Source organism: Streptomyces sp. NPDC006925 (assembly GCF_042869575.1).
Taxonomy (GTDB): domain Bacteria; phylum Actinomycetota; class Actinomycetes; order Streptomycetales; family Streptomycetaceae; genus Streptomyces.
The window spans coordinates 93312-100939 of sequence record NZ_JBIAGB010000026.1 but is presented as its reverse complement, the minus strand read 5'-3'; the positions used below and the strand labels follow the sequence as shown (position 1 = coordinate 100939).

The 7628-nt window shown below is 70.8% G+C and carries 5 protein-coding genes and 1 rRNA gene; 1 reads left to right on the top strand and 5 read right to left on the bottom strand.

Annotation, left to right across the window (positions count from 1 at the left end; translation table 11 throughout):
* Window positions 1-95 (top strand): 5S ribosomal RNA (gene rrf / locus ACFYNS_RS27145); the annotation flags it as partial.
* Window positions 96-363: 268 nt separating this feature from the next.
* On the opposite strand, the gene ACFYNS_RS27140 is transcribed toward rrf, so the two are convergent.
* The 5 genes from ACFYNS_RS27140 to ACFYNS_RS27120 all read right to left on the bottom strand — a co-directional run bounded on the left by ACFYNS_RS27140 (window position 364) and on the right by ACFYNS_RS27120 (window position 7460).
* Entirely contained in the window at window positions 364-1965 is a 1602-nt protein-coding gene (locus tag ACFYNS_RS27140) for a hypothetical protein (RefSeq protein ID WP_388605498.1), read from the bottom strand.
* A 122-nt stretch (window positions 1966-2087) separates the two neighbouring features.
* On the bottom strand, window positions 2088-3533 hold the full coding sequence (locus tag ACFYNS_RS27135) for an ATP-binding protein (protein WP_388605497.1): 1446 nt from the start codon (window positions 3531-3533) through the stop codon (window positions 2088-2090).
* A gap of 171 nt (window positions 3534-3704) precedes the next feature.
* Window positions 3705-5270: an SCO6880 family protein gene (locus ACFYNS_RS27130; RefSeq protein WP_360303218.1), complete on the bottom strand. Its 1566-nt coding sequence runs from the start codon at window positions 5268-5270 to the stop codon at window positions 3705-3707.
* Window positions 5270-6598: a hypothetical protein gene (locus ACFYNS_RS27125; RefSeq protein WP_388605496.1), complete on the bottom strand. Its 1329-nt coding sequence runs from the start codon at window positions 6596-6598 to the stop codon at window positions 5270-5272. Before ACFYNS_RS27125 ends, ACFYNS_RS27130 begins: the two co-directional genes overlap by 1 nt.
* Window positions 6588-7460, bottom strand: coding sequence for a hypothetical protein (locus tag ACFYNS_RS27120; RefSeq protein WP_388605495.1), 873 nt, complete (start codon window positions 7458-7460; stop codon window positions 6588-6590). Before ACFYNS_RS27120 ends, ACFYNS_RS27125 begins: the two co-directional genes overlap by 11 nt.
* Window positions 7461-7628: the final 168 nt, after the last annotated feature.

The following is a 7628-nucleotide window of genomic DNA, read 5'->3' as shown; positions in this document are numbered from 1 at the left end:
AAACGCCCGGTCACATTTCGAACCCGGAAGCTAAGCCTTTCAGCGCCGATGGTACTGCATGCGGGAGCGTGTGGGAGAGTAGGACGCCGCCGAACTCCTTGTGGGGAAAGCCCCGTCGGATGTATCCGACGGGGCTTTCTCACGTTCAGAACTCTTCGTCGGGACCGCGCTGTGTCGCCCATGGTGGGCAAGGGCGATGGGGGCGACGAATGCTGCTGAGGCTGTGCCACCGGGCCACCCGCGCAGCCCCAACCTGGACAGCAGAGCCAACGCCGACAGTGGAGTGCCGGGCTCCAGGCCGACCGAGGCCGTCCAGGCCCTCTCCGGCTCCTCAGGCCGTCAGGCCGTCAGGCCGTCAGGCCGTCAGGAGAGCGTCGCCGGCAGATCCAGGATCGACGTCAGTGGTGGGTCGAGCCGACCGTCAGATGACCGTGCGGCCATGCGGCGGCCGTGCTCGACCACGCTCTGGGTGAGCGCGTTGAGGATCGGAAGGACGTCCGGGTCCTCGCCCACTACATACAGCGTGCCCGCTTCGGCGACGAAGGATTCCAACGCGAGGCGATCGGCTCGCTCCGCCGAGCAAGCGTTGCGGACATGCAACTGCCCGAGCGGTGACAGCGAACGGCGGATCAGGGCGAGCGCGTCGGCGCGCAGCTGCGGATGGCCGGCGAGCGCGGACTCCAACTCGCCCGCGGTGCCCGAGGCGGCGCGGGGGTGGGAGCGCAGAATGCGTACGGCGTCCGCGGTCTGTCCGGTCGCAAGTGCCCAGCGGTGTACTTCGCGGAAGGAGCGCTTCTCCAGAGCCGCGGCGTGCAGCCAGCAGCGCAGCAGGGTCTCCGCGGTCGCGTGGATCGTGGCGTCGATCGGGCGCGGCGACCGCAGCGGAGCCAGCAGCGCGGTGGCACGGGACGCGGCTGTGGTCCGGTCGGCGCAGCCGTGGTGCGGGGACCAGCGCAGGCGGTCGGGTGTGTCGCACGCGTGCGTCGGGTCGAAGACGTGGACGGGGCCGAGTTTGGCGCGTGCCGTTCTGGTGGCGTTCCACAGCTCGGGTGTACCCGCGCTGACGAGCACGGCGCCGGGGGCCTCCAGGATCCGCGCCACCGGATCGTGGTCGGCTGCCGTGCCGCCGAGGCCCGGGAATGCGCTTTCGGGGCTTCCCGGGCCCTGGCGGGACCCTTGTGAGGGGACTCCTGGCACCGCGGGGGCGGAGAGGACCGCGGGGGTGGGCGGTTCTGCGGAGGGCGGCGCACGGTCGATCGGTGCCGCGGGTTCTCCAGGCCGGGGGTTGGTATCCGACGGTGCGAGGAGCGTCGCGGGCTCGGGGTCCTGGCCCGGGCCGGAAGCCTGCGGCCGGGGAGCCGGGGCCGGGTGCTCCAGGTGCTCCGGAGTCCGCGGCCTGGATGCCGCGGTTTCTGGATGCCGCGCAGCCCCCTCGGGAAGCCTTCGCTCAGGTGCCTCGGGCGATGCCGGGACCTCGGGCGACACGGCTGCCTCGGCTGCGGTACGACGGCGCTCGTCCCGGATGCGCCGGGCTCTCCGCACGGCGCGGGCCCGGGCGACGGTGCCCATGACGAAGACGGTGAGCACCATCAGCACCAGGATCTGGCTGATGAAGAGGCCCCAGAACAAGCCGTAGCCGGAGAGCTGGCTGCCCGGGGTCGCGGGCCAGGCGCCCTCGATGTCGTGCGGCTCGGTGACCAGCTGCCGTACGGCCAGCGGCGTCCTGGCGAACGTGACGCCGTCCGGCCAGGCGCCGTGGGCGAGCAGCCCGGCGAGTCCCGTCGCCGTCCACACGAACACGGTGAGGCCCAGCAGGAAGGCGAGGACGCCCACCAGGAGGCCGTCGGGGATGCCGCCGCCCCCACCGGGCGCGCGGCGCGGTCGGTGGGGTGGGTAGTCCGGGTCCGCGTCCGGGTGGCCGTCCGGGAAGCGGCGGTGACGTTCGTGAGCGTCGTCGTATGGCATCGGTACCGATATTCAAGCGGGGCCGGTCGGTTGCGGCAAGATCCCCTGCGCGGTGGCACCGTGCGGGGGTTCCACCGGGCGGTGTCCTCCGGTCGGGTGCGCGCGGCACCCGCGGGCACCGGTCAGGCGACTCCCGAGCCGGGTGCCGCCCGCCCGGAGGGGGCGCGTTCCATGGCCAGGGCCCGGGCCTCGGTCTCCGCCTCCAGGTCGGCGTCCAGCCCGGTCTCGAACGAGGGCCCCTCCACCAGTCCGGCCTCCACGGCGCTCTCCGTCATGGCGCGGTCGGTGAAGACGAGTGGGCGTTCCGCCTCGGTCACCAGATGCTTGACGACCTGGACGTTGCCGTTGACGTCCCAGACGGCGATGCCGGGCGACAGGGTGGGGATGATCTCCACCGCCCAGCGGGGGAGGCCCAGGACCTTGCCGGTGGCCCGGGCCTCGTCGGCCTTCTGGGCGTAGATCGTCCTGGTGGAGGCCATCTTGAGGATGGCGGCCGCCTCCCGGGCGGCCGCGCCGTCGACCACGTCCGACAGATGGTGGACGACGGCGACGAAGGAGAGGCCCAGCCGGCGGCCGAACTTCAGCAGGCGCTGGAAGAGCTGGGCGACGAACGGGCTGTTGATGATGTGCCAGGCCTCTTCCACCAGGAAGATCCGCTTGCGCCGGTCGGGGCGGATCCAGGTGTGTTCGAGCCAGACTCCGACGATGGCCATCAGGATGGGCATGGCGATGGAGTTGCGGTCGATGTGCGAGAGGTCGAAGACGATCAGCGGCGCGTCCAGGTCGATGCCGACCGTCGTAGGACCGTCGAACATCCCCCGCAGGTCGCCGTCGACCAGCCGGTCGAGGACGAGCGCGACGTCCAGACCCCAGTCGCGGACGTCGTCCAGGGCGACGTTCATCGCCTCCGCCGACTCCGGCTTGGGGTGGCGCAGTTGCTCGACGATGTCGGTGAGCTGCGGCTGCCGGTCGGTGATGGTGGAGTTGACGTAGGAGTGCGCGACCTTCAGCGCGAACCCGGAACGCTCGTCGAGACCGCGCCCCAGCGCGACCTCGATGATGGTGCGCAGCAGCGCGAGCTGGCCGGTGGTGGTGATGGCCGGGTCCAGCGGGTTGAGCCGGATGCCCTGGTCGAGCGCCGCCGTGGGGTCGAGGCGGATCGGGGTTATGCCCATCTCCTCGGCGATCAGGTTCCACTCGCCGACGCCGTCCTCACCCTGCGCGTCCAGGACGACGACCTGACGGTCGCGGAAACGCAACTGGCGCAGCACGTAGGTCTTCTCGAGCGCCGACTTGCCGTTCCCGGACTCGCCCAGCACCAGCCAGTGCGGTGCGGGCAGCTGCTGCCCGTAGAGCTGGAACGGGTCGTAGATGTAGCCCTTCCCGCTGTAGACCTCGCGGCCGATGATGACGCCGGAGTCGCCCAGCCCCGGTGCGGCCGTCGGCAGGTAGACGGCCTGCGCCTGGCCCGTGGACGTACGGACGGGCAGGCGGGTCGTCTCCGTCTTGCCGAACAGGAAGCTGGTGAACGCTTCGGTGAGGGCGGACAGGGGATCGAGCGCGGCCATGCTGGCTACCTCCGGCCTGGAGCGGCGGTGCGGGGGTGGAGCGGTCGGTCGACGGTGCGGGGGCGGAGCGGTCGGACGGTGGTGCGGAGGTGGAGCGGTCGGACGGCGGTGCGGGAGCGGTGGAGCCGTGGGGCGGCGGCGCGGCGGCGGACGGGAAGCACGGAACCCTCCTCAGCGCCGGATGCCGGTGGCGAAGGGAAGGGTGTTGACGAAGGCACGGTGGTGTTCCCTGTCGCACCATTCCAGCTTCAGGTAGCTCTTGCCCGCTGAGGCGCGGATCGTGCGCTTGTCCCGCGCCAGCGCCTCCGGCGAACGGGAGGAGACGGTCAGATAGCCGACCAGGTTGACCCCCGCCGCACCCGAGGCCAGGTCCTCACCGCGCTGGTCGACGCGGCCGTGCGCGGCGATGTCGCGCGGGTCGACCGTGCGGTTCATCTTCGCCGAGCGGCTGGCCTCCGCGTCGTCGTTCGTCTTCTCCGTCAGCATCCGCTCGATGGCCAGTTCGGTAGGCTCCAGATCCATCACGACGGCGACCGTGCGGATCACATCCGGGGTGTGCACCAGCAGCGGAGCCAGGAAGTTGACCCCCACCGGCGTCATCGGCCACTCCTTGACCCAAGCGGTGGCGTGGCACCAGGGCTCGCGGGTGCTCGACTCGCGGGTCTTGGCCTGCAGATACGTCGGTGCGACAGCGTCCAGCTCGGCCGGCCAGGCGTTGCGCTTGGACATGGCCTGGATGTGGTCGATGGGGTGATCCGGGTCGTACATCGAGTGGATCAGCGAGGCGAGCCGGGCCTGCCCGAGCGGCTGCCGCACCCGGATGTCCGCCTCGGCGAGCCGGGCGCAGATGTCCGTGAGCTCGCGGGCCATCACGATGGCCAGCCCCTCGTCCTTGGTCAACTTGCGGCCCGCGGTGCGCCGGGCGGCCTTCGCGATGGTGGCGCCCTCGGTCGCCAACTCCCGCCCGTAGGGCATGCACGCGATCAGATAGGCGCGGTGCTGCTCACTGGAGGTGGACACCATGGACTGCAGCTGGTCGTAGGAGGTGCGTAGCCATCCGGCGGCCCGCTCGTTGCCGCGCTGGGTCACGTCCTTGGCGTGCGCGTCCGGGTCGGCAGGGAGTGTCCGGGCCAGCATCTGGAGCCGCGTCACATAGCCGTCGCCGTTGGCCACATGCTTCAGCAGGGTGCCGAACCGCTCGACCAGGGCCTCCTGGTCCTCGCTGTCGCGCAGCCCGACGCCCGGGCCCTCGATCTCGATGGCCGCGGTCACCGTACGCCGGTCGGCATGCAGCAGCACGGCGATCTCGTCGGGACCGAAGGGCGCCGACAGCCAGTTGATACGGCCCACCCCCGGGGGCGAGCCGATCTCCACCTCACGGCCGTCGAGCGTCGTGCCCGCCTCGGCGGCGTCGGAACGGAACGTCGTACCGCGGCGCAGCAGCCGCTTGTAGGAGCGGTTGATCTCGAACCACCTGTAGAACGTACGGCCCTTGTACGGCACGTAGACAGCCGCCAGCGCGAGCGCCGGAAAGCCGACCAGGGCGGGGATACGGAACGAGAGGACGGGGATGAGCAGGCCGCACATCATGCCGAGGAAGGCACCGACGACGATCACGCCGATCTCGCCCGTTTCGCGGTTCTTGCCGACGATGGCGTTGGGCCTGGCGCGGCCGATCATGTAGGTGCGGCGCGGTGTGCCCGGGCCGGAGCCTGCCGTGTGGGACGGGGTCGTCATCAGCGGTCACCTCCCGAGCTGTGCGGCGGGCCGGACGGCGACCGGCCCGCCTCCGAGGAGCCCTGCCGGGGCGGCCGGGCCGAGTGCGGGGTGGTGGCGGCCGGTGCGGGCGGCTGCTGCCGCGGCGCCGACTCCTCGCCGCCCGAGCGGGAACTGTGGGCGGCCACACCGCCGGACACGTTGGAGCCGGAGGCGCCGCCGCCCCCGCCGGAGGACGCGTTGGCGGTCGCGGGGGCGCTCTGGCCGCCACCCCGGCCGCCGTGGGTGTTGATGCCCTGCCGGACGAGCGCGGCGGGCGAGGCCACCACGGCGGCGGCGGACCGGGAGGAGGCGCGCACGGCATTGCGGTGGGCGGCGATGTCGTCGCCGAAGCCCGGGACGAAGCGGTAGATCATCCCACTGGCGAAAATGGCCAGCAGGATGATGGCCAGCCCCGACACGATCGCCGAGACCGAATCGGGCCCGTCGCCGCCGGCCAGCGCGCCCGCGAGACCGAGCACGATCACGATCACGGGCTTCACGAGGATGACGGCGATCATGATGCCCGCCCAGCGGCGGACGTGGCCCCACAGGTTCTTGTCGACCAGCCCCGCATAGACCGCGGTGCCCAGCAGCGCGCCGACATACAGCAGGGCGGCGCGCACCACCAGCTCCAGATACAGCACACCCGCCGCCAGCACCGACACCAGGGAGACGACGATCAGCATGATCGGCCCGCCGCCGATGTCGTCGCCCTTCTTGAGCGCCTTGGAGAAGGTGCCGAAGAACGCGTCGGTCTTGTCGGAGGTGCCGGAGGCGATGACCTCGGTGACCGAGTCGGTCGCCGAGACCACCGTGTAGAGGATCAGCGGAGTGAAGGCGGAGGCCAGCACCGTCAACCAGAGGAATCCGATCGCCTCGGTGAACGCCTCGGTGAACGGCACCCCGCGCACCGCCCGCTTGGCGACCGCCAGCAGCCACAGGGTCAGCGTCAGGATCGTGGACGCGGCGAACACCACGGCGTACTGCCTCAGGAACTCCGTGTTCGTGAAGTCCACCTTCGTCGTCGAGTCGACGAGCTTCGCCAGCTTGTCGACCGTCCACGCCGCGGCCTCCGCGCAGCCTTTGGCGAGGGAGGAGAGGGGATCGGCAGCGGCTGTGGGGTCGTCCAGGGGGTTGCTCGGGGTGTCGGTGTCGGAGTCACAGAATCGCCTGGAGGGGCCCGCGACATCAGCACAGTCGTCCTTGGGCTCCGCTGTCGCCTTTGCGGCGACGAACAGCATTGCCGTGGGCACACCGCTGAGCAGAGTGATGAGTCGGACGGCGTGCCGCTGATGGCTAGCGCGCATAGGTGAAGCCTCCGAACTTTTCCGCTGCGTCGCCGATCTCGTCGGCACCGGAGATGACGTCGTCCCCGTTGACGGGCGTAGGGCCGTCCTTCTGCTTCATCTCGATGACTTTCCAGTCCCCGTCCTGCCAGCTCAGCTCGAGCGTCATGGTGAACCATGTCGTCTTGACCGGCTTCGTCGAGTCTTCGGAGGCCAACCCGAACAGGCTGGTGCACCAGACGGCCACCGTTGCCTTTCGCGATTTGTAGTCCCGAGTCGTGGTGCCTACCGGAATGGATCTGCTGACGAAGGTCGCCTTGGAAGGTGCTTTTCCTTCTTCGGAGAGACCGATGTTCTTGTTCAGCTTGGCGGTGAAGTAGGAATCGAAGCGCGACTGGAGCTTGTCCTCCGCCGACGGGGCAGCGAGGGCCTGCACAATGTCGCGGCGACGGTCAGGGGTGTACATCCCGTCCCCGCCCAACGCCACCGCGTAGTTCGCCGCGGCGCTCTGCGCTCCCTGCTCGTCGTGGGCGAAGCCGGAGGCGAGGGCGCCGGGGGAATTCTTCACAGGTTTTTCACCTGAGGGGGCCGTGGGGCGGGTGCCGGCGGCGGTGTCGTTCTTGTTGTCGGAGGCGGTACCGCCTCCGCCGCCTCCGCCCTCGCCGCCGCCACCGCGGTTGGCGAAGGCGATGGCGGCGATGAGCAGGACGACTACCGCGACGACCGTCACCAGGCTCCGGCCGGGGCGGTTGGACGGGCGGTTACCGCCGCCGTCGCCGCCGGGCAGGCGTGTTCGAGTCGTTGTCCGTGCGCCTTCACGGGCGCCGGGCACGCCTTCGCTGGTGCGGGTACGTGCGTCGTACTCGCCGCCGCCGATGTTCATGCCGGCCTGGCCCCCTCGACCTCTGTCGCTCAACTGCCGTCACTGCATTGTCTCCTCAGATGACGGTAGCGGGGTCGCGCCGCGCATGTGCCGTCTGCAAGCCAGGTGGATGGCAGCATTTCGAACGCCGCACCGGTGCGCCGCCCGGGACCGGGCCGCTCACGGGGC

Bases quoted from the DNA above. Each gene is read 5' to 3' on its own strand.
- ACFYNS_RS27120 (WP_388605495.1), bottom strand. From the start codon at position 7,460: ATGAACATCGGCGGCGGCGAGTACGACGCACGTACCCGCACCAGCGAA.
- ACFYNS_RS27140 (WP_388605498.1), bottom strand. From the start codon at position 1,965: ATGCCATACGACGACGCTCACGAACGTCACCGCCGCTTCCCGGACGGC.
- ACFYNS_RS27125 (WP_388605496.1), bottom strand. From the start codon at position 6,598: ATGCGCGCTAGCCATCAGCGGCACGCCGTCCGACTCATCACTCTGCTC.
- ACFYNS_RS27130 (WP_360303218.1), bottom strand. From the start codon at position 5,270: ATGACGACCCCGTCCCACACGGCAGGCTCCGGCCCGGGCACACCGCGC.
- ACFYNS_RS27135 (WP_388605497.1), bottom strand. From the start codon at position 3,533: ATGGCCGCGCTCGATCCCCTGTCCGCCCTCACCGAAGCGTTCACCAGC.